Annotated in this window: 17 protein-coding genes; 10 read left to right on the forward strand and 7 right to left on the reverse strand. The window is 75.3% G+C overall.

The features are described from left to right. Positions 1–6 precede the first annotated feature (6 nt). The 4 genes from H505_RS44160 (at position 7) to H505_RS0124775 (ending at position 5,288) form a co-directional block, all read left to right on the forward strand. On the forward strand, positions 7–1,071 hold the full coding sequence (locus tag H505_RS44160) for an ABC transporter ATP-binding protein (RefSeq protein ID WP_084550765.1): 1,065 nt from the start codon (positions 7–9) through the stop codon (positions 1,069–1,071). Next, positions 1,043–2,161 (forward strand): ABC transporter ATP-binding protein, encoded by a 1,119-nt coding sequence (locus H505_RS44165; protein ID WP_482146151.1) that lies wholly within the window; start codon positions 1,043–1,045, stop codon positions 2,159–2,161. The genes H505_RS44160 and H505_RS44165 overlap by 29 nt, the downstream gene beginning before the upstream one ends. 49 nt (positions 2,162–2,210) lie before the next feature. Next, positions 2,211–3,068, forward strand: coding sequence for a spermidine synthase (locus tag H505_RS0124770; protein ID WP_026404130.1), 858 nt, complete (start codon positions 2,211–2,213; stop codon positions 3,066–3,068). A gap of 171 nt (positions 3,069–3,239) precedes the next feature. Next, positions 3,240–5,288, forward strand: coding sequence for a SpoIIE family protein phosphatase (locus H505_RS0124775; RefSeq protein ID WP_026404131.1), 2,049 nt, complete (start codon positions 3,240–3,242; stop codon positions 5,286–5,288). A 36-nt stretch (positions 5,289–5,324) separates the two neighbouring features. Here H505_RS0124775 and H505_RS0124780 read toward each other — a convergent pair whose 3' ends face one another. Together H505_RS0124780 and H505_RS0124785 are read right to left on the reverse strand one after the other, a co-directional pair. Then, positions 5,325–6,473: a VldE C-terminal domain-containing protein gene (locus tag H505_RS0124780; RefSeq protein WP_084550768.1), complete on the reverse strand. Its 1,149-nt coding sequence runs from the start codon at positions 6,471–6,473 to the stop codon at positions 5,325–5,327. A 142-nt stretch (positions 6,474–6,615) separates the two neighbouring features. Further along, positions 6,616–7,761 (reverse strand): acyl-CoA dehydrogenase family protein, encoded by a 1,146-nt coding sequence (locus H505_RS0124785; protein ID WP_026404133.1) that lies wholly within the window; start codon positions 7,759–7,761, stop codon positions 6,616–6,618. A 76-nt stretch (positions 7,762–7,837) separates the two neighbouring features. On the opposite strand from H505_RS0124785, the gene H505_RS0124790 reads away from it, so the two are divergent. Continuing rightward, positions 7,838–8,449, forward strand: coding sequence for a TetR/AcrR family transcriptional regulator (locus tag H505_RS0124790; protein ID WP_026404134.1), 612 nt, complete (start codon positions 7,838–7,840; stop codon positions 8,447–8,449). Between the two features lie 7 nt (positions 8,450–8,456). Here H505_RS0124790 and H505_RS0124795 read toward each other — a convergent pair whose 3' ends face one another. The 5 genes from H505_RS0124795 to H505_RS0124815 all read right to left on the reverse strand — a co-directional run bounded on the left by H505_RS0124795 (position 8,457) and on the right by H505_RS0124815 (position 13,048). Beyond that, positions 8,457–9,305: a DUF4253 domain-containing protein gene (locus H505_RS0124795; RefSeq protein ID WP_026404135.1), complete on the reverse strand. Its 849-nt coding sequence runs from the start codon at positions 9,303–9,305 to the stop codon at positions 8,457–8,459. Between the two features lie 127 nt (positions 9,306–9,432). Then, positions 9,433–9,606, reverse strand: coding sequence for a hypothetical protein (locus H505_RS50045; protein ID WP_157433115.1), 174 nt, complete (start codon positions 9,604–9,606; stop codon positions 9,433–9,435). A 32-nt stretch (positions 9,607–9,638) separates the two neighbouring features. Then, positions 9,639–9,812 carry a hypothetical protein gene (locus H505_RS50050; protein ID WP_157433116.1) on the reverse strand — a complete coding sequence of 58 codons (174 nt, stop codon included), beginning with the start codon at positions 9,810–9,812 and terminating at the stop codon, positions 9,639–9,641. A 57-nt stretch (positions 9,813–9,869) separates the two neighbouring features. Beyond that, positions 9,870–12,317, reverse strand: a complete 2,448-nt coding sequence (locus H505_RS0124810; RefSeq protein WP_026404136.1) for an FtsX-like permease family protein — start codon at positions 12,315–12,317, stop codon at positions 9,870–9,872. Further along, complete coding sequence (locus H505_RS0124815) at positions 12,314–13,048, reverse strand: ABC transporter ATP-binding protein (protein WP_026404137.1); 735 nt, start codon at positions 13,046–13,048, stop codon at positions 12,314–12,316. Before H505_RS0124815 ends, H505_RS0124810 begins: the two co-directional genes overlap by 4 nt. Before the next feature lie 181 nt (positions 13,049–13,229). Here H505_RS0124815 and H505_RS0124820 point away from each other — a divergent pair, with 181 nt between their 5' ends. The 5 genes from H505_RS0124820 to H505_RS48060 all read left to right on the forward strand — a co-directional run bounded on the left by H505_RS0124820 (position 13,230) and on the right by H505_RS48060 (position 19,519). Then, entirely contained in the window at positions 13,230–14,456 is a 1,227-nt protein-coding gene (locus H505_RS0124820; RefSeq protein WP_034519666.1) for a sensor histidine kinase, read from the forward strand. Continuing rightward, a complete protein-coding gene (locus tag H505_RS0124825; protein ID WP_026404139.1) occupies positions 14,444–15,082 on the forward strand; it encodes a LuxR C-terminal-related transcriptional regulator in 639 nt (212 codons plus the stop codon). Before H505_RS0124820 ends, H505_RS0124825 begins: the two co-directional genes overlap by 13 nt. 4 nt (positions 15,083–15,086) lie before the next feature. Beyond that, positions 15,087–15,566: an NUDIX domain-containing protein gene (locus H505_RS44170; RefSeq protein ID WP_051301123.1), complete on the forward strand. Its 480-nt coding sequence runs from the start codon at positions 15,087–15,089 to the stop codon at positions 15,564–15,566. 74 nt (positions 15,567–15,640) lie between these two features. Next, positions 15,641–17,977 (forward strand): penicillin acylase family protein, encoded by a 2,337-nt coding sequence (locus H505_RS0124835; protein ID WP_026404140.1) that lies wholly within the window; start codon positions 15,641–15,643, stop codon positions 17,975–17,977. A 264-nt stretch (positions 17,978–18,241) separates the two neighbouring features. Further along, positions 18,242–19,519 (forward strand): CE1 family esterase, encoded by a 1,278-nt coding sequence (locus H505_RS48060; RefSeq protein WP_051301124.1) that lies wholly within the window; start codon positions 18,242–18,244, stop codon positions 19,517–19,519. Positions 19,520–19,529 lie beyond the last annotated feature (10 nt).

Consider the following 19,529-nt stretch of genomic DNA (forward strand, 5'->3'; position numbering starts at 1 on the left):
ACGACCATGACCACGGAACCGACCGCGGGACCGACCGAGAAACCCGCCGAGGACCCGGCCGACGCGCCGGCGCCGCGGCTCCTCGAGGTCGAGGACCTGCACGTGACCTTCCGCGTCCGGGGCCGCGAGGTGCGCGCGGTCAACGGGCTGTCGTACGGGCTCGGCGAGGGGGAGACGGTCGCGATCCTCGGCGAGTCCGGGTCGGGCAAGAGCGTCGCGGCGCAGGCCGTCATGGGCATCCTGGACGGCCCGCACGCCCGCGTCGCCCGCGGCTCGGTCCGGCTGCGCGGCGAGGAGCTGATCGGGATGCCCGAGCGGCGCCGCCGCCGCTACCGCGGCGACCGCATCTCGATGATCTTCCAGGACGCGCTGACCGCGCTGAACCCGGTCTTCACCGTCGGCGACCAGATCGGCGAGATGTACCAGGTGCACCGCGGGATGCGGCGCCGGGAGGCGCGGGCCAAGGCCGTCGAGCTGATGGAGCGGGTGCGGATCCCGTCCGCCGCCGCGCGGCTCGGCGACCACCCGCACCAGTTCTCCGGCGGCATGCGCCAGCGCATCATGATCGCGATGGCGCTGGCGCTGGAACCGGACGTGCTGATCGCCGACGAGCCCACGACCGCGCTCGACGTGACCGTCCAGGCGCAGATCATGCGGCTGCTCGCCGGGCTCCGCGACGAGCTGCGCATGGGCATGGTGCTGATCACGCACGACCTCGGGGTCGTCGCGGGCGTCGCCGACCGGATCGTCGTCATGTACGCCGGGTCGGTCGCGGAGGAGGCGCCCGCCCGGGAGCTGTACGCCCGGCCCGCCCACCCCTACACGCGCGGGCTGCTGGCCTCGGTGCCCCGCCTGGACCGGCGCGGCGGGCCGCTCACCCCGATCGGCGGGGCGCCGCCGAACCCGGCCGCGCTCCCGCCCGGCTGCCCGTTCCACCCCCGCTGCCCGCGCGCCGAGGCGCGCTGCGCCGTGGACCGGCCGCCGCCGGTCGCGGTCGCGCCCGGGCACACCGCCGCCTGCCACTTCGCCGAGGAGGTCCACGGTGCCGCACCTGCCGGCCGGCCCCATTGACGAACCGGGCCCCGAACCGGCCCGCCGGCCGGCGGACGGCCCGGGCCGCGGCCCGGCCGCGGAGCCGATCCTGCGGGTCGAGGGCCTCGTCAAGCACTACCCGGTGACCCGCGGCGTGCTGTTCAAGCGGACGGTCGGCCGCGTCAAGGCCGTGGACGGCGTCGACCTGGAGCTGCGGCCCGGCGAGACCCTCGGCGTCGTCGGCGAGTCCGGCTGCGGGAAGTCGACCCTCGCGCGGCTGCTGCTGGCCGCCGAGCGCCCCACCGCGGGCACCGTCCGGTTCGCCGGACGGGACGTCTTCACGCTGTCCCGCGCGGAACTGCGGGCCCTCCGGCGCCGCATCCAGATGGTGCTCCAGGACCCGTACTCCTCCCTCAACCCGCGGATGACGGTCGGGGACATCGTCGGCGAGCCGTTCGCGATCCACCCCGACGCGGCCCCCAAGGGGGAGCGGCGCGCCCGCGTCGGCGAGCTGCTGGAACTGGTCGGGCTCGACCCCGACCACGCCGACCGCTACCCGCACCAGTTCTCCGGCGGCCAGCGGCAGCGCGTCGGGATCGCCCGGGCCCTCGCGCTGCGCCCCGACGTCATCGTCTGCGACGAGCCGGTGTCGGCGCTCGACGTGTCCGTGCAGGCCCAGGTGATGAACCTGCTCGCGGAGCTGCAGCGCGAGCTGGGGCTGGCGTACGTGTTCATCGCGCACGACCTCGCGGCCGTCCGCCACATCTCCGACCGCATTGCCGTGATGTACCTGGGGAAGGTCGTCGAGACGGGCGACCAGGAGCGGATCTACGAGCACGCGACGCACCCCTACACGCAGGCGCTGCTGTCCGCCGTCCCCGTGCCCGACCCGGACGCCCCCGGCTGGGCGGACCAGATCGAGCTGGAGGGGGAGCCGCCGTCGCCGCTGGACCCGCCGTCCGGGTGCCGGTTCCGGACGCGCTGCCCGAAGGCGGCGGACGTCTGCGCGGAGCGGGAGCCCGCGCTGGAGGCGCGCGACGGGTCCGCGCACCCGAGCGCGTGCCACTTCGCCGCCGAAGCCGCCCCGGGGAGCGGCCCGTTCGCGGACCCGCTCGCGAAGGGGCACTGAGCCGCGCGATCGCGGACGCGGCGCGTCCCCGGGTCCGTAGGGTGGGGGCATGGCGCGCAAGGGGAGGGGTCCGCGGCCGGAGACCCACACGATCGCCGGCGGCGAGGCGGAACTGCTGCGGGACGCCGACCGCGACGGCGGCTGGGTGCTGCTCGTGGGCGGCGTCCCGCAGTCCTACGTGGACCTGTCCGACCCGACCTACCTCGACTTCGAGTACATGCAGCTCATGGGGGCCGTCGTCGACGCGATCGCGCCGGCCGGGGAGCCGCTCGACGCCGTCCACGTCGGCGGCGCCGGCTGCACGCTCCCGCGCTACGTCGCCGCGACGCGCCCCCGCTCGCGGCAGGTCGTGCTGGAACCGGACGGCGAGCTGGTGCGGCTCGTCCGGGAGCGGCTCCCGGTCAAGAACGTCCCCGGGCTGCGGATCCGGATCACCGACGGGCGGTCCGGGATCGCCGCGCTGCCCGACGCGGCGGACGACCTGGTGGTGATGGACGCGTTCGCGGAGGCGTCGATGCCGCCCGACCTCGCCACCCGCGAGTTCGTGCTGGACGCCGCGCGGGTGCTGCGGCCCGGCGGCGTCTACCTCGCCAACGTCGCCGACGGGTTCCGGCTGCCGTTCGCCCGCCGGGCCGCCGCGACGATCGCGTCGGTGTTCGGCCACACGCTGCTGATGGGCGACCCCGGGGTGCTGCGCGGCCGCCGGTTCGGCAACCTCATCGTGGCGGGGTCCCGGGAGCCGCTGCCGGTCGCCGAGCTGACCCGCCGGGCCGCCGGGGGCATCACCCGGGCGCGGCTGCTGGCGGGCGGCGACCTGGCCGCGTTCTGCTCCGGCGCCGCGCCGCTGCGCGACGGCGAGGACGTCGCCGTCCCGGTCCCGCCGCCGCAGGTCTTCGGGAAATCCTGACGGGATTCTCACGGTGCCGAAAAAGTGACACGGCACGGCTCGCCGCGCTGAATTCCCTTCCCCAGGTCAGAACGGTAGGGGTGCCCGAAGGCCGTGCGCGGACGGGGATTTCGGGCCGTCCGGGTCGCGGTATCGGCCGCATCCGGCCGCCCGATGTTCCATAATCGACCGATGGAGTCGTCCACCCGGATTCTGATTCTCGGCCTGGATTGGTCGGGGAGAATACTCCAGTACGACCGGAACGCCGCCGCAGTTCTGTCCGCCGATCCGGACGGCCTGCTCGGCGCCGGGCTGGACGAGGTGATCCCCGGCGCGCGGGAGCCGCTGCTGGAGGCCGCCAGGGCCGGACGGGAGCGCACCGCGATGCTCGCCGTCGAGACGCCCGAGGGCGCCGTGCTCGACGCGGTCGTCACCGTGCACCCGATGAGCGGCGGCGCGCCCGACCTCGCCGCGCTCGCGGTCGTCAAGGTGCCGGTGCCGCTCGCCGACCGGTTCGTCGACCCGGCGGTGATCCGCCGGGCGCTGCTCGACGACGGGCTGCCCCGCGTCGGCTCCACCCTCGACCTCGAACTGCTCGCGCGCGGCCTGATGGACGTGCTCGTCCCGCACTTCTGCAACTCCGCGGCCCTGATGCTGCTGGAGAGCCACCTGGACGAGGAGGAGCCGCCCGCCGGGCCGGGCGGCCCGCCGCTGCGCCGGATGGCGATCGGGTTCGACGACGGCGACCCGTCGTGGGACGCCGCGTTCCCGACCGGCGAGACGCTCGCCTACCCGTCCGGCACCCCCTACGCGCAGTGCGTCGAGTCGGGGAAGCCCGTCTTCGCGACCTTCGACGACGAGTCCGCCCACGCCGCCGCCGACTGGCGCCGCGCGCCGGTCGGCGACCTGCTCAAAGGCGCGTCCATGCTGCTGCTGCCGATCACCTCCCCGGCCGGGGTGCTCGGCTTCTTCGTCTGCACCCGCAACGCCGCGCACCGCCCGTTCGACCCCTACGACGGCGAGATCGGCCACGCGTTCGCCGCCCGCGCGTCCACCTTCGTGGAGAACGCCCGCCGCTACTCGCGGGAGCGCGCCACCGCCCTCACGCTGCAGCGCAGCCTGCTGCCCACCGGCCTGTCGGCGCCGTCCACGGTGGAGGTCCAGCACCGGTACCTGCCGGGCAGCCGGATGATCGAGGTCGGCGGCGACTGGTACGAGTCGATCGCGCTGCCCGGCGCCCGCGTCGCGCTCGTCGTCGGCGACGTCGCCGGGCACGGCGTCAAGGCCGCCGTCACCATGGGGCGGCTGCGCACCGCCATCCACACCCTCGCGGGCCTGGAACTGCCGCCCGCCGAGGCGCTGGAACGGCTCGACGCGCTGATGAGCACCCTCGGCGAGCGCGAACCCCACTTCGCGACCTGCGCCTACGCCGTCTACGACGCGGTCAGCGGCCGCTGCGAGGTCGCCAGCGCCGGGCACCTGCCGCCGCTGCTCGTCCCGCCCGGCGGCGCCTCCACCTACCTGGACGTCCCGCCCGCCCCGCCCCTCGGCGTCGGCGGCGGGCCGATCGTCAGCCGCGAGTTCACCGTCGAGGACGGCACGCTGCTGTTCCTCTACACCGACGGCCTCGTCGAGAACCGCGCCCGCGACATCGACGACGGGCTCGCCGGGCTGCGCCGCATCCTCGGCCCCGGCGCCGCCGCCCGCCCGCTGGACGAGCTGTGCCAGGACGCGCTCGACGGCGTCTACGACGACCAGCACCGCGACGACATCGCGATCCTCGTCGCGCGGCTGGCGCGCATCCCCGAGGACGACCACGCCTCCTGGGAGCTGCCCGCCGACCCGGCCGCCGTGCGGCGCGCGCGGGGGCTCGTCCGCGACCGGCTCGCCCGCTGGGACCTGGAGGAGCTGGCCGACTCGACCGTCCTGATGGCGTCCGAACTGGTCACCAACGCGATCCGGCACACCTCCGGACGGCTCGAGCTGCGGCTCGTCCGCGAGGGCGGCCTGGTCTGCGAGGTGTTCGACCGGTCCGACGGGCGCCCGCGGGTCCGCCACCACGGCGAGCCCCCGGGCGGGGACCCGGGGGACGGCACGGGCGGCGCCGGCGCGGGCGAGGAGGTCGGCGAGGTGGCCGACACCGGCCGCGGCCTGCACGTCGTCGGGCGGCTGGCGAGCCGCTGGGGCGTCCGCCGCACCCACGGCGGCAAAGCGGTCTGGTGCGAGCAGGAGCTGCCGTAGGCGGACCCCGGGCCGGGGGCGGGCCTGGGCGGGCCGTCAGCGCAGCACGGAGATGTGCACGTGGTCGTAGTGGTTCTGCGTGATGCTCCCGCGGTCCTCCATCGGCCGCCACCCCTCCCCGGCGCGGGCGATGTTCCAGATGCGCTGCCGCCAGATCACGTAGGACACGCCGAGCCGCTCGGCGTTCGCGACCGCGTACGCCGCGACCTGGTCGCCGTGCCGCTGCGCGGACGCGCTCGGCGGCCGGCCGCCGGTGGTCTGCATGAAGTCGCAGGCGCGGCCGTCCGCGTGGTCCTGCGCGTCGGCCCCGAAGCGGAAGCAGCCGATGGTGGGGAACGGGCCGAACACCGAGTTGACCTCCAGCAGCAGCGTCCGCATCGTGGGCGTCATGCGGTTGCCGGTGATCGGCGTGCTGTCGCCGCTCGCGCCGTCGGGACGTCCCGTCACCCGCGGCCGGTCGCGCCCGCCCGCGCCGTCCGGGGCCCGCTCGGCGGCCCGCAGCCGCGCGACCTTCACGCCCTTCGGCAGGACCTTCTTCAGCCGTCCGGCGAGCTTCTCCAGATCGGCCTTCGGGGCGCTCACCACGAGCCCGTTCCCGCTGGGCAGCCCGAGGGCCCGCGCCTGCTCCCGGGAGACGACGGCGTCGACGTCCTCGATCCCGAGCGACGCGTACGCGCCGACCCGCACCCGGCCGGCCGCCGCGCTGCGGCCCGCCGGGACGACCGTGCCCAGCGGGAACGCGCGGTCGCCGCTCAGCTCGAACGACACCGCCATGCCGCCGGACGCGACCGTCCGCCACAGCTGGTCGGACTCGGCCGTCCGGCGCGGGGTGAACGCCCGGAACGCCGACGGGTCGACGCCGAGCAGGCCGAGCCGCCGCCCGCCGACCTCGGCGTTCGCGGCGTCCACGACGGTGACGCCGGTGACGCCCTTCAGGTCGCGGGTCCGCTCGACGGCGGCGCCCGGCAGCGCCCCCCGACCGGCGATCAGCAGGTCGGCGGTGCGGCTCTCGGTGAACGGCGCGACGACCGGCGGCGGGGGCGCCGCGCCCTGCGCGACCGACACCAGGTTGCCGGGCGCGGCCGGGGTCGCGGGCCGCGCCGGCTCCTCCAGATGCCCCGACAGCAGGAGCGCGACGTCGATCACGAGCGTGGCGCCGACGGCGGCCGCGACGATCCCCGGCAACGCCCTGCCCCCACGCCGCATCGAGGCCCCCGTCCCGTCGAGCATCCCGGGCGAATCGTCCGTCCCGCCCCTCCCTCCGCCGCATCGTAGGGGAGCGGGCGCCCGGACGGAACCGCCCTCCGGAACGGCGTTCCACGGTGTGCTAGAGGCCGGCGTCGCGGCCGATGATCTCCTTCATGATCTCGTTGGAGCCCGCCCAGATGCGGGTGACCCGGGCGTCCATCCAGGCGCGCGCGACGCGGTACTCGCGCATGTAGCCGTAGCCGCCGAACAGCTGCACGCAGCCGTCGATGATCTGGTTCTGCACGTCCGACGACCAGTACTTGGCCTTGGACGCGTCCACGGCGCCCAGCTCGCCGGCGACGTGCGCCGCCAGGCACTGGTCGACGAACGCCTGCGCGACGTCCAGCTTGGTGATCAGCTCGGCGACCAGGAACTTGTTGTGCTGGAACGCGCCGATCGCCTGCCCGAACGCCTTGCGCTCCTTGACGTACTCGATCGTCTCCTCGAGGACGCCGCGCGCGTGCGCCACGTTCGCGATCGCGCAGGACAGGCGCTCCTGCGAGAGGCGCTCCATCATGTGGATGAAGCCCCGGTTCAGCTCGCCGATCACGTGCGAGTCGGGGACGCGGACGTTCTCGAAGAACAGCTCGGACGTGTCGGCCTCGGGCTGCCCGACCTTGTCGAGCTTGGTGCCGCGGGCGAACCCGGGCGTGCCCGCCTCCACGCCGAACAGCGTGATGCCCTTGGCGCCGCGCTCGGGCTCGGTCTTCGCCGCGACGATCACCAGGTCGGCGTGGCCGCCGTTGGTGATGAACGTCTTCGACCCGTTGATCACCCACGAGTCGCCGTCGCGCACGGCCGTCGTCTTCAGTGCGGCCAGGTCCGACCCGCCGGACGGCTCGGTCATCCCGATCGCGGTGATCGTCTCGCCGCTGCAGAAGCCCGGCAGCCACTTCTTCTTCGCCTCGTCGGTCGCCAGCTCCAGCAGGTACGGGGCGCAGATGTCGATGTGGATGCTGAAGATCGAGTTGTAGGCGACCGCGACCCGGGCCAGCTCCTCGCCGATCACCGCGTTGAAGCGGAAGTCGCCCGCGTCCTGCCCGCCGAACTCCGCCGGCACCTGCATGCCGAGGAAGCCCTGCTGGCCGGCCTCCAGCCACACCTCGCGCCTGAGCATCCGCTCATCGCGGATGTCCTCGTCGAGCGGGAGGAGCGTCCGCTCGACGAACTCCCTCACGGACTCCCTGAACAGCTCGTGGTCGGTCTCGAAGACGGTGCGCCGCATGCGGATCCTCCTGGAATCGGCCGAGAAGGGCGGAAAGGTGCGGTCAGTCTACTGAGCGGTCGCTTAGGATCGGCGCATGGGCTCCGACATGTGGGACGCGGTCGCGCCGGACGCGTCCCGGCGGCTGCTGCGCGCGGCCGTCGACTCCTTCGGCGAGCTCGGGTACCACGGCACGTCCACCCGGCACATCGCCGCCGGCGCGGGCATGAGCGCGGGCGCCCTGTACGTGCACTACCGCACGAAGGCCGACCTGCTCTTCCAGATCGCGCTGACGGTGCACGAGTCCGTCCTGGCGGAGCTGGAGGGCGCCGTGGACGGCGTCGAGGGGCCGCCCGCGCGGGTCCGGGCCCTGATGTACGCGTTCGCGCGCTGGCACGCCCGCCACCACCGCGCCGCCCGCGTCATCCAGAACGAGCTGGGCGCCCTCGAGGCGCCGCACGCCGCCCGGATCGCGGAGCTGCGCCGCCGCGTCCGCGCGCTCGTCCGGGACGAGGTGCGGGCCGGCGCGGCGGCGGGGGAGTTCGACGTCGCCGACGTCGAGGGCACCGCCCGCGCCATGGCGTCGCTCGCCGTCGACGTGTGCCGGTGGTACCGGCCCGAGGGCGCGCGCACCCCCGAGGACATCGGCGCCCTGACGGCCCACCTGTGCCTGCGGATGCTGGGCGCCCGCCCCGGCGGCCCGCCCTAGCGGGGCGTCAGTCCCACCAGAACGACCACCAGGTCTTGCCGCGGATCTCCTCGGCGTACCCGGCGAGGGTGCCGGGCCCCTGGAACAGGATGTCCGGGCAGAACGCCCAGTGCTCGGCCGCCACGTGCACGGCGTGCCGCGTCGTGACGGGCGGCGCCGCCACGCTCAGCTCGAGCGTGTTGAACCCGAGGCCGATGACGCGGGCGCCGAAGCGCTCCTCCCACGAGCGCAGGACGGCGGCGAGCGGCGCGGTCCACTCGTTGTGGTTCAGGGCGCCCTGCCAGCCCACGGCGGCGATGGCGTCGGCGCCCCGCTCGACGGCCGCCAGCCCCAGAGACGGCGCGCGCGCGGCGATCGTCCGGGCGTGCCGGTCGGCGATCACGTCGGGATCGTCCAGCAGGGTGCCGGGCGGGGCGGGCCCGGGGCAGTGCCGGCCGAACGGCGCGAGGTCGTCGTGGTCGTCCCCGGGGGCCTGGTCGACGAAGTCGGTCCAGACCTCGTACATGAAGGCGTGGGGGACGTAGTTGCCGATCTCGGAGACCGGTTCCGGGGCGATCTGCCCCGCGGCCCACGGCTGGTCGGACTCGTCCAGCAGCAGCGGCCACAGTCCGGACCGCTCGTGCTCGGCCCGCAGCCGGGCCCACAGCACGCCGTCGACGGGATCGTCGCTCAGCCAGAACGCGGGCCGCATGAGGTGCTGCCGCTGCGGGTAGCCGGGGTCGGGCCACACCACGTCCCCTTCGGGCAGCGGCACCGCCAGCGTCCGCTCGGCCCCGCCGTCCGCCTGGCCGTCGGCCTCGTCGGCGAACAGCTGCGGCAGGTTGCCCGGCAGGTGCCGGACCTCGACATCATCCATTTCACGCCGTTCCGGTACAGAGCATGCCAACGGGATCTTGGCACTCCGTGATGGTAACGGCGTCCGGGGCCGTTCGTGGGGCGAGCCGCCGGGTTCGCCGCCCGGCGGCCCGCCCCGCCCGCGCGTCTCAGCCGTCCTTCCCGCTCCGGCTGCGCTCGAAGGCGGCGGCGCCGGCGGCGAACGCCGCCACGGCGAGGCAGACGCCGGCGATGTTCGCCCACATGCCGTCGAGCGTCAGGCGGGTGAGGACGAAGGCCGCGGCCAGCAGCGTCGTGACGATCCAGGTCGTCGGGGTGTTCACGCGGGGGGAGTCCTTTCGGGGAGCGGTGGGGGTCAGCGAGCGCGGCGGCGGCCCCGGACGAGGAAGTCGATCACGAGGGCTATCGCCGCGACGCCGGTGATCACGCCGATGACGATCTCATACCAGGTGTCCTGCAGCGTGATGCTCGTGCCGGCGTTCACGGCGACCAGCAGCGCGACGAGCGTCCAGCGAACGGTGTTTCCCATGGTGGGTGTCCTTTCGGGTGGTGGTAGGGACGGACGATCCGGACTCGGGCCCGCGGGTCAGGAGCCCGCGGGAGAGGCGCGGCGGCGCAGCATCGCGCGCGCCGGGAGCATGACGGCGGCGGCGCCGGACCCGGCGACGCCGAGCAGGACGGCGGCGACCGCGGGCGGCACGGTGGGCAGCGGCCGGCCGACGACGCCGAGCGCGAACGCGAACAGCGTCACCGCCGCGACGAGCGTCCCGACCAGCACGCCGGTGCCGAGGACGATCAGCGCCTCCAGCCGCACCGCCCGCAGCACCTGGCGCCGCGTCGCCCCCACCAGGCGCAGCAGGGCGAACTCGCGGCGCCGCGCGGCCGTCGCCAGCGCCAGGGTGGTGACGAGGCCGATGACGATGAACCCGCCGATCGCCGCGACGACGATGAGGCTGACGAACCCCTGCAGGCGCACCTCCTGCGACGCGCGCGCGCCGAACGCGGCCGCGTCGATCGCGCGGACGCCGGTGTGGGCGGCGGTGACGCCCCGCAGGTCGGCGCCGTCCTCCGCGCGGACGAGGACGTGGTCGTCCAGCGGGGTGGCGGTGTGCCCGGCGACGAGGTCGCGGGGGAGCAGGACGTCCCCGAAGCCGGGGCCGCGCTCGTAGACCGCGACGACCCGGGGCTCGACGCGCGTGCCGTCCCCGAGCCACAGCTCCGCCTTCGACCCGACCTCCAGGCCGCCCGCGACGTCCTCGCTGAGCGCGACGGCCGTGCCGCGCAGGTCGCGGAGGCTCCCCTCGGACACGTCCGGGTCGATCGTCGCGGCGACGTCCCCGCCGAGGGCGCGGGCGCCGAGCGGCCGGAACGTCTCCTCGCCCAGCTCCCGCACCGGCATGAGGACGGTCGTGCGCTTCACGGCCGCCGCGGCGGTGACGCCCGGTGCGCGGCGGGCCGCGGCGGCGACGTCGCGCGGCAGCCCCGGGCCGTCCGCCACCAGGACGCGGCCGGTGCGGGTGCCCCCCGCCCCCTGCCGGTGCGCCGCGTGGACGACCGTGGCGGGCGCCGACAGCTGCGTGGCGGAGAACGCGACGGCCAGGGCGACCGGCGTCATGACCGCCCCGGCGCGCAGCGCGGCGGCGCCGCTCGCGTGCCGCGCCAGCCGCCCGGCGACGGGCGAGACCCGCTCCGCGGCGCCGCCGAGGGCGCGGGCGCCGGCGCGGGCCAGCAGGGGGGCGAGGAAGGCCATCGCGACGATCAGCGCGAGGACCAGCCCGCCGACGGACGTCGCGGCCGCCGCCCCGGTCGCCGTGAAGGAGAACCCGAGAGCGTTCAGGCCCACGAACAGGAAGAAGAGACCCAGGGCCAGGCGCCAGCGGGGCAGTCCGGCCGGTTCGGCGGCGGCGGCGCCGAGTGCCTCCACCGGGTGGATCCGCGTCGCCCGCAGCGACGCCAGCAGCGCGGTGAGGACCGCGGCCGACACCGTCACCGTGAACGCCGCCAGCACCGGCAGCGGGCTGAGCGCCGTCCCGGCCTCCTCCGGCAGGACGCCGCGGCCCCGCATGGCGGCGAGGATCGCGGCGCCGAGCCCGAGGGACAGCACCCCGCCGATCAGCGCGGCCGGGACCGCGGCCCGCGCCGTCTCGCGCAGCAGGTCCGCGCGGACCTGGCCGGGCGTCGCGCCGACCGCGCGCAGCAGCGCCAGCTCGCGGGACCGCTCCCGCACCGACAGCGCGACCAGCCCGCCGACGATCACCAGCGCCGTCATGATCGCGACGCTGCCGATCGCCATGCCCAGGTCGAACAGGTCGGGACGGGCGGCGGCCACCGCCGGGTCCTCGGCGTCGCCGCGCGCGTCGCCGGTCGCGACGTCCAGCCCGGGGACGGCGGCGCGGAGCGCGTCCGCGTCGAGGTCCCCGTCGGCGAGCACCGCGAGGGCGTCGGCCCTGCCGGGGTGCCCGTACAGGGCGGCGGCCGCCGCGGGCGCGAAGTACGCCGCGCCGGTGCCGGACGGCGCGAGCCCCACCACGCGGTACGGGCGCGGCGCCGCGCCGATCTGCAGCCGCACGGTCCCGCCGACGCCGGTCCCGGCGTCGCGGCCCAGCACGACCTCGTCCGCCGCGCGCGGCGCCCGTCCGTCCCGCGGCTCGACGGCGCCGAGGACCGCCGACTCCCACCCGTGCCCGGTGAGCGCGCGGCCGTCCGGGAGGACCACCGGGAACGACACGTCGGCGACCACGTCGCGGACGCCCGGGACCGCGCGCAGCCGCGCGGCGGCCGACAGCGGGACCCGGGGCCGCTCCGGCACCGGCAGGCTCGCCTCCGAGGGCGCCTCCCCGAGGCGCTCCAGGTGCGTCGCGACGGTGCGCGGCCCGGTCACGACCGCCTCGGCGGCCGCGTACCGCTGGACCGGGGCGTGGGCGCGCAGCGCCGACTCCACCAGCACCCCGCAGGCGCCGATGAGCGCGGCGGCGAACAGCAGCGCCGCGAACACCCCGGCGAACGCCCCCTTGCCCGTCCTCGTGAGGCTCACAGCGACTCCCAGCGGGACATGACGGCGGAGACGGTCGGGGACGCCAGCTCGTCCACGATCCGGCCGCGGCTGAGGAACACGACCGAGTCGGCCCACGAGGCGGCCATCGGGTCGTGGGTGACCAGCACGACGGTCTGGCCCGTCGCGTCGGCCGCCTCCCGCAGCAGCCGCAGCACGTCGCGCGCGGTCCGCGGGTCCAGCGCGGCGGTGGGCTCGTCGGCGAACACCACCTCCGGGCGGGTGATCAGCGCGCGGGCGATGGCGGCGCGCTGCTGCTGGCCGCCGGACAGCTCCGCCGGGCGGTGCCGCAGCCGGTCCGCCAGCCCGACCCGCTCGACGACCTCCGCCAGCCGCGCCGGGTCGGCGTCGCGGCCGCCGAGCAGCAGCGGCAGCGCGATGTTCTGCTCGACGTCCATCGACGGGACCAGGTTGAACGACTGGAACACGAACCCGATCCGCTCCCGCCGCAGCCGCGTCCGCTTCGCCTCCCCGAGCCGGCCGAGGTCGACGCCGCCGATCCGGACGGTGCCGGACGTGGGGCGGTCGAGCCCGGACGCGCAGTGCAGGAACGTGCTCTTGCCCGACCCGGACGGCCCCATCACGGCCGTGAACCCGCCCCGGGCGAGCGTCCACGTCACGTCGTCCAGGGCCCGGACGTCGCCGTAGGTCTTGCCGACCGCCTCCAAGCTCACCGCCGCCGCGGTCGTCTCGGCAGCCGTCCCGGCCGTCATCGCCGTCATGATCCCCCTCTGCGGGAAGCTCCGTCTCACCTGGTCGAAGCTAGGTTCCGGAGGGGGCCCGCCACATCGGCGCCCGCTACACACCCGATGGTGTAGCCCGCTACACCATCGGACGGGGGCACGCCCCGGTGCGCCGCGCCGCACGGTCGCTTACCGTGAGGCCAGAGGTGACATGAACGCGATCTTGAGAAGCGGCGCGATCGGGAGCAAGCGGCTCGTCGGCGCCATGCGGACGGCGCTGCCCGCGCTGCTCGGGCTGCCGCTGCTGGCGTTCGTCCTGGTGCTGCTGCCGCTCCTCCTGCCGTGGCTGCCGCAGGCCGTCCGCCCGCTGCGCGCGCTCGCGAACGCCGAACGGCGCCGGGCCGGGGCGCTGCTGGGCCGCGAGATCCCCGAGCCGTACAGGCCGCCGCGGGGCACGTCCCTCGAACAGGGCGTCCTCCTGCTGAGATCCCCGGACACCTGGCGGGACGTCGGCTGGATGGCGGCGCACGGGTTCACCGGAGTGCTCCTGGGCGTGCTCGCGATCGGCCTGTGGCCGGCGACCCCGGTGTCGTTCTCGCTGCCGCTGTGGTGGTGGGCGGCGCCGGAGGGCTCCCAGGCGGCCTTCATCACGCTCGACTCGTGGCCGAAGGCCCTCACGATGCCGTTCGTCCAGGGCGCCTCCTACGCGTTCCTGCTGCTGTGGCTCCTCCCGCGGGCGGCGCTCCGGCAGGCGCGGCTCGCCGAGGCGCTGCTGCGGCCCACCCGCCGCACGTCCCTCAGCGAGCGGGTCGAGGAGCTGACCGAGACGCGGGCGGGCGCGCTGGAGGCCCACGGCGCCGAGCTGCGCCGGATCGAGCGGGACCTGCACGACGGGACGCAGGCCCAGCTCGTCGCCGCCGCGCTGCGCCTCGGCCTCGCCGACCGCCGCTTCGACGCCGACCCCGACGCGGCCCGCGCGCTGTTCCTGGAGGCGCGGGAGGGCGTCGAGGAGGCGCTCACGCAGCTCCGCTCGGTCGTCCGCGGCATCTACCCGCCCATCCTGTCGGACCGGGGCCTCGGCGGCGCGCTGCGGGCCCTCGCCGGCGGCCACCCCGTCCCCGTCGAGCTGGACGTCGCGGACGCCGGCGTCCGCGCCCCCGCGGCCGTCGAGGCCGCCGCCTACTTCGTCGTCGCCGAGGCCCTCACCAACGTCGCCAAGCACAGCGGCGCCCGGCGCGCCGCCGTCACCGTCCGCCGGGACGGGGACCGGCTGCGGCTCACCGTGCGCGATGATGGGAAGGGCGGCGCCGACCCCGCGCGCGGCACCGGCCTGGCGGGCATCCGCCGCCGGGTCGCCGCGCTCGACGGCGCCGTCCGCGTCCACAGCCCCGACGGAGAAGGGACGACCCTCGACGTGGACCTGCCGTGCGGATCGTGATCGCGGAGGACAACGTCCTGCTGCGGGAGGGCCTGGTCCTGCTGCTGACGTCCGACGGCCACGAGGTCGTCGCCGTCGCCGACAACGGCCCCGACGTGCTGCCCGCCCTGCTCGAGCACCGGCCCGACGCGGCCGTCCTGGACGTCCGGCTGCCGCCCGGCTTCAAGGACGAGGGCCTGCGGGCCGCCGTCGAGGCCCGCCGCAAGCTGCCCGGGCTGCCGCTGCTCGTCCTGTCGCAGTACGTGGAGGAGACCTACGCGGCCGAGCTGCTCGCCGGGGGAGCCGAGGGCGTCGGCTACCTCCTCAAGGACCGGGTGAGCCGCGTCGACGAGTTCCTGGACGCCCTGTCCCGCGTCGCCGCGGGCGGCACCGCCCTCGACCCCGAGGTCGTCTCCCAGCTGATGACCTCCCGGCGGGACCCCCTGTCGGCGCTCACCCCCCGCGAGCGCGAGGTCCTCGGGCTGATGGCGCAGGGCCTCGACAACGCGACCATCGCCGCGAACCTGGTGATCACCGAGCGGTCGGTCAGCAAGCACATCGGCGCCGTGTTCGCCAAGCTCGGCCTGCCCCCCACCGACAGCGGGCACCGGCGGGTCCTCGCCGTCCTCGCGTACCTGAACGCGTGACGGCATGAGCGGGGGCACGGGCGGGGGCACGGGCGACGGGATCCGCGTGCGCCGCGCCGTCCGGGCACTGTTGCTGGACGGCGACGCGCTCGTCCTGCTGCGCCGGACCCGCCCGGACCGCCCCGTCTACTGGACGACGCCGGGCGGCAAGATCGAGCCGACCGACGCCGACCGCGAGGCGGCGCTGCGCCGCGAACTCGACGAGGAGCTCGGCGCGGTCGCCGGGCCGCTCCGCGAGGTGTTCGCCTGCGACGAGCTCGAGCCGGAACTGCGCCGCGTGCAGACCTTCTACGTGTGCCGCCTGCGGACGATGGACCTGTCCCGCCGCCACGGCCCCGAGTTCGCCGACCCGGCGAACGGCCGCTACGACGTCGACCGCGTCCCGTGCACCCCCGCCGCGCTGGCGTCCATCGCGCTGATCCCCGCGCCGCTCGTCGCCTACCTCGCCGAGCACGCCGCGGAACTCCCCGCGCTCGCCCTCTGACCGCTACCGGGCCTTGTCATAGATCACTGGCATATGTCACGTTTGCGTGGCCTCAGTGATCAAGGAGCCCCCCGATGCCGCGTCCAGGACCCCGCGCCGCGGCCGCCGCGCTGCTCGCGGCCGCCGCCCTCGCGCCCGTCCCCGCCTCCGCCGCCGCCCCCGACGGGCTGTCGGCCACGATCCGCTACACCGAGTACGGCATCCCGCACGTCGTCGCCGACGACTACGCGGGCCTCGGCTACGGGACCGGCTACGCGGCGGCGAAGGACAACGTCTGCCTGCTCGCCCAGGGCGTCGTCACCCTGAGCGGCGAACGCTCCAGGTACTTCGGCCCCGACGCGGCGCCCGACGGCTCCCTGTCGTCGGCGTCCACGAACCTCGCCAGCGACGTGTTCTTCACCGGCATCAACCAGAGCGGCGTCGTCGAGCGACTGGCCGCGCTGCCCGCACCGCGGGGGCCGTCCGCCGAGATCCGCGCGCTCGGCCGCGGCTGGGCCGCCGGGTACAACCGCTACCTGCGCGAAGGAAAGATCACCGACCCCGCCTGCAAGGGCGCCGCCTGGCTGCGGCCGATCACCGAGAAGGACGTCTACCGGCGCGCCTACGCCCTCGCGATGCTCGGCGGCTCCGGCATGGTCACCGACGCGATCGTGAACGCCGCGCCGCCCGGCGGGAACGCCCCGAAGGCCGCGAAGCCGAGCGGCGCGGAGGTCGAGACGGCCCTCCGGAACCTCATGGCCGGAACCGGGATGGGCAGCAACGCGATCGCCGCGGGCTCCGGCGCCACCGCCACCGGGCGCGGCCTCCTCCTCGGCAACCCGCACTACCCGTGGCAGGGCGGCCGCCGCTTCTGGCAGGTGCAGCAGACCATCCCCGGCGAGCTGAACGTCAGCGGCGCCGGGCTGCTCGGCTCCACCACGGTCAACATCGGATACAACGCCACCTTCGCGTGGAGCCACACCGTCGCGACCGGGATCCCGTTCACGCTCACCGAACTCCGGCTCGTCCCCGGCGACCCCACCTCCTACTTCGTCGACGGCCGCATCGAGAAGATGACGAAGCGCCAGGTGACCGTCCAGGCCAGGCAGGCGGACGGCTCGCTGAAGCCCGTCACCCGCACGCAGTGGAGCACCCGCTACGGGCCGGTCGTCACGTCCGTGTCGTCCCTCGACCTGCCCTGGACCGGCTGGAACGCCTACGCGATCACCGACCCGAACGCGCAGAACGTCCGGCTGCTGAACACCTCGCTCGCCCTCGGCAAGGCCCGCACGACGGACGAGGCGGTCGAGGCCCTCAAGAGCACCCAGGGGCTCCCGTGGGTGAACACCATCGCCGCCGACTCCCGCGGCGAGGCCCTCTTCGCGCAGCTCCAGGTGCTGCCCAACGTCACCGACGACTTCGCGGACCGGTGCAACACGGTCCTCGGCCACCTGATGTACCGCATGGGCGGGGTCGCCGTCCTGGACGGCACCCGGTCCGGCTGCGCGCCCGGCGCGGCCGCCGGGACCCTCCAGCCCGGCATCCTCGACCCCGGCCTGTACCCCGTCCTCACCCGCACCGACTACGTCACGAACTCCAACGACAGCCACTGGCTGTCGAACCCGGAGCGGCCCCTCACCGGTTACCCGCGGATCATCGGCGACGAGGAGAGCGAGCGCAGCCTCCGCACCCGCAGCGGCCTCGTCGCCGTCGAGGAGCGGCTGGACGAGGGCCGGTTCACGCGCGCCGGCATGCAGGACCTCGTCTTCGCGAACCGGAACCACGCGGGCGAACTGGCCGTCGACGGCACCGTGGAGATGTGCCGCGACATGCGGCTCGGCGAACCCTGCGACGTCCTCGCCGCATGGGACGGGACGGCCGACACCGGCAGCCGCGGCGCGCTGCTCTTCGACCGCTACTGGCGCAAGGCGACCGCCGCGTGGGACCTGTGGAAGACCCCGTTCGACGTCTCCGACCCGGTCCGCACGCCCCGCGGCTTCAACACCGGCTCGTGGGCCGCCCGCAAGGCGCTGGTCGACGCGGTGAACGAGCTCAAGTCGTCCGGCATCCCCCTGGACGCGCCGCTCGGCGAGCACCAGTACGTCACCCGCGACGGCGAGCGGATCCCGATCGGCGGCGGCACGGAGGCCCTCGGCCTGTTCAACAAGATCGAGGCCGTCTGGACGCCCGGCGAGGGCTACACCGAGGTCCGGCACGGATCGAGCTACGTGCAGGTCGTCTCGTTCGACGGCGACCGCTGCCCCGACGCCCGCACCCTCCTCACCTACTCGCAGTCGGCGAACCCGGAGTCCCCGCACTTCGCCGACCAGACGAAGCTGTTCTCCGAGAAGAAGTGGGTGACCGGACGGTTCTGCGACGGCGAGATCGAGAAGGCCCCGAACCTGGAGGTCATCGAGCTGACCCGGGAATGACGGGCGTGACCGCGAGACCGGCCCGGCCGCCCGGTACGGCGGACGGAGGCCCGCACCGGCCGGGACGGTAAGAACGTTCTCCTTCCTGAGAGCGGAAACCCGTTCACCGGAGGCGTGCTACCTCGGCATATTCGCCGACATTGTCCGGAACAGCTAAAAAGTCGTTGCAAGAGCGTGCGTCCAGTGCGTGGGCCGCGAATGCCGGTACGGCTTACCATTTCGCGGATTCCCGCCTCCGCGGCCTACGGCCGGGAAGGAGAAACCGTGAGCCCGCACGCCCCTCGGTTCCGCCGCGCACTCGCCGCCGCGCTCCTCCCGCGCCCGGTCCGCCGCGCCGTCCCGCGCCAGCCGCCCCCGGCCGCTCCGCCCGTCCGGGACCGCATCGTCGTCACCGCGGACGGTTCCCCGGCGTACACGCTGGCCGGTGACCTGTCGTCCGGCTCCATCGCCGTCCTCGACAACGTCGTGACCTACGAGCCCGACAGGATCGAAGGAACGGGCACCCTTCCGGGCTCCGCGGGGGGCACCGCGAGCGTCTCGTTCGACATCGCGGACCGGGACTTCTCCCTCAAGGGCCGGTTCACCCTCAAGGACCCGGGCGCGGGCGTGGAGATCACCGCCGACATCGACGGCGGCGTCACGGTCCCCGGCACGGCGCAGGTGCGGTGGGAGGGGAAGGGCACGGTCCGGCGCGCGGGCGGCTCCGCCGACCGGCGGGTCGCGTTCACGATCGAGGACCGGCGCCCGGACCCCGGCGACCACGCCGTCCGCTTCACCCACGCGGGGCAGCAGCGGAACGCCATCCTCCGCCTGCCCGACGACTACGACGGCACCCCGCGTCCCGCGCTGTTCCACTTCCCCGGCCTCCTGGAGAGCCCGGCCGTCGCCGAGTGGTTCGGCCGCATGGCCGACTTCGCCCAGACCCGCGGCTTCATCATGGTCACCCCCGAGCACCACGGCGTCGGCTGGCAGGGCGTCCTGGGCGGCACGCCGGGCCCCGACCTCGACGACCCGGGGTTCGTGCGCCGGCTCCAGGACGTCCTCGTCGACCGGTTCGACGCCGACCCCCGCCGCCTGTACGCGTCCGGCATGAGCAACGGCGGCTTCTTCACCAGCAAGACGGCCTGCGAGAACGACCGCTTCGCCGCCTTCGCCCCCGTCGCGGGCCAGCTCAACGACCCCGGCGCCTGCGCCCCCGGGCGGCACGTCCCGATCGTCCTCATCCACGGCGACGGCGACTTCGTCGTCCCCTACGCCACGGTGCGTCCCGCGCTCGACTTCTGGAAGCGCAACAACGGCTGCGGCTCGCGGACCATGGCCACGGAACTGCCCGACATCGCGCCCGACGACAACACCACCGTCGTCCGCCACGACCACCCCGACTGCCCGGCCGACGGCCCCGTCACCCTCTACGAGATCAAGGGCGGCGGGCACAACTGGCCCGGCGGCACGCCCTTCCTCGGCCCGTTCCTCGGCGGCACCACCTACGACATCGACGCCAACGCCGTGATCTGGGACTTCGTCTCCCGCCACCGCCTCTGAGACTGATCTC

Origin of the sequence: Actinomadura rifamycini DSM 43936 (assembly GCF_000425065.1) — a bacterium.
GTDB classification, from domain to species: domain Bacteria; phylum Actinomycetota; class Actinomycetes; order Streptosporangiales; family Streptosporangiaceae; genus Spirillospora; species Spirillospora rifamycini.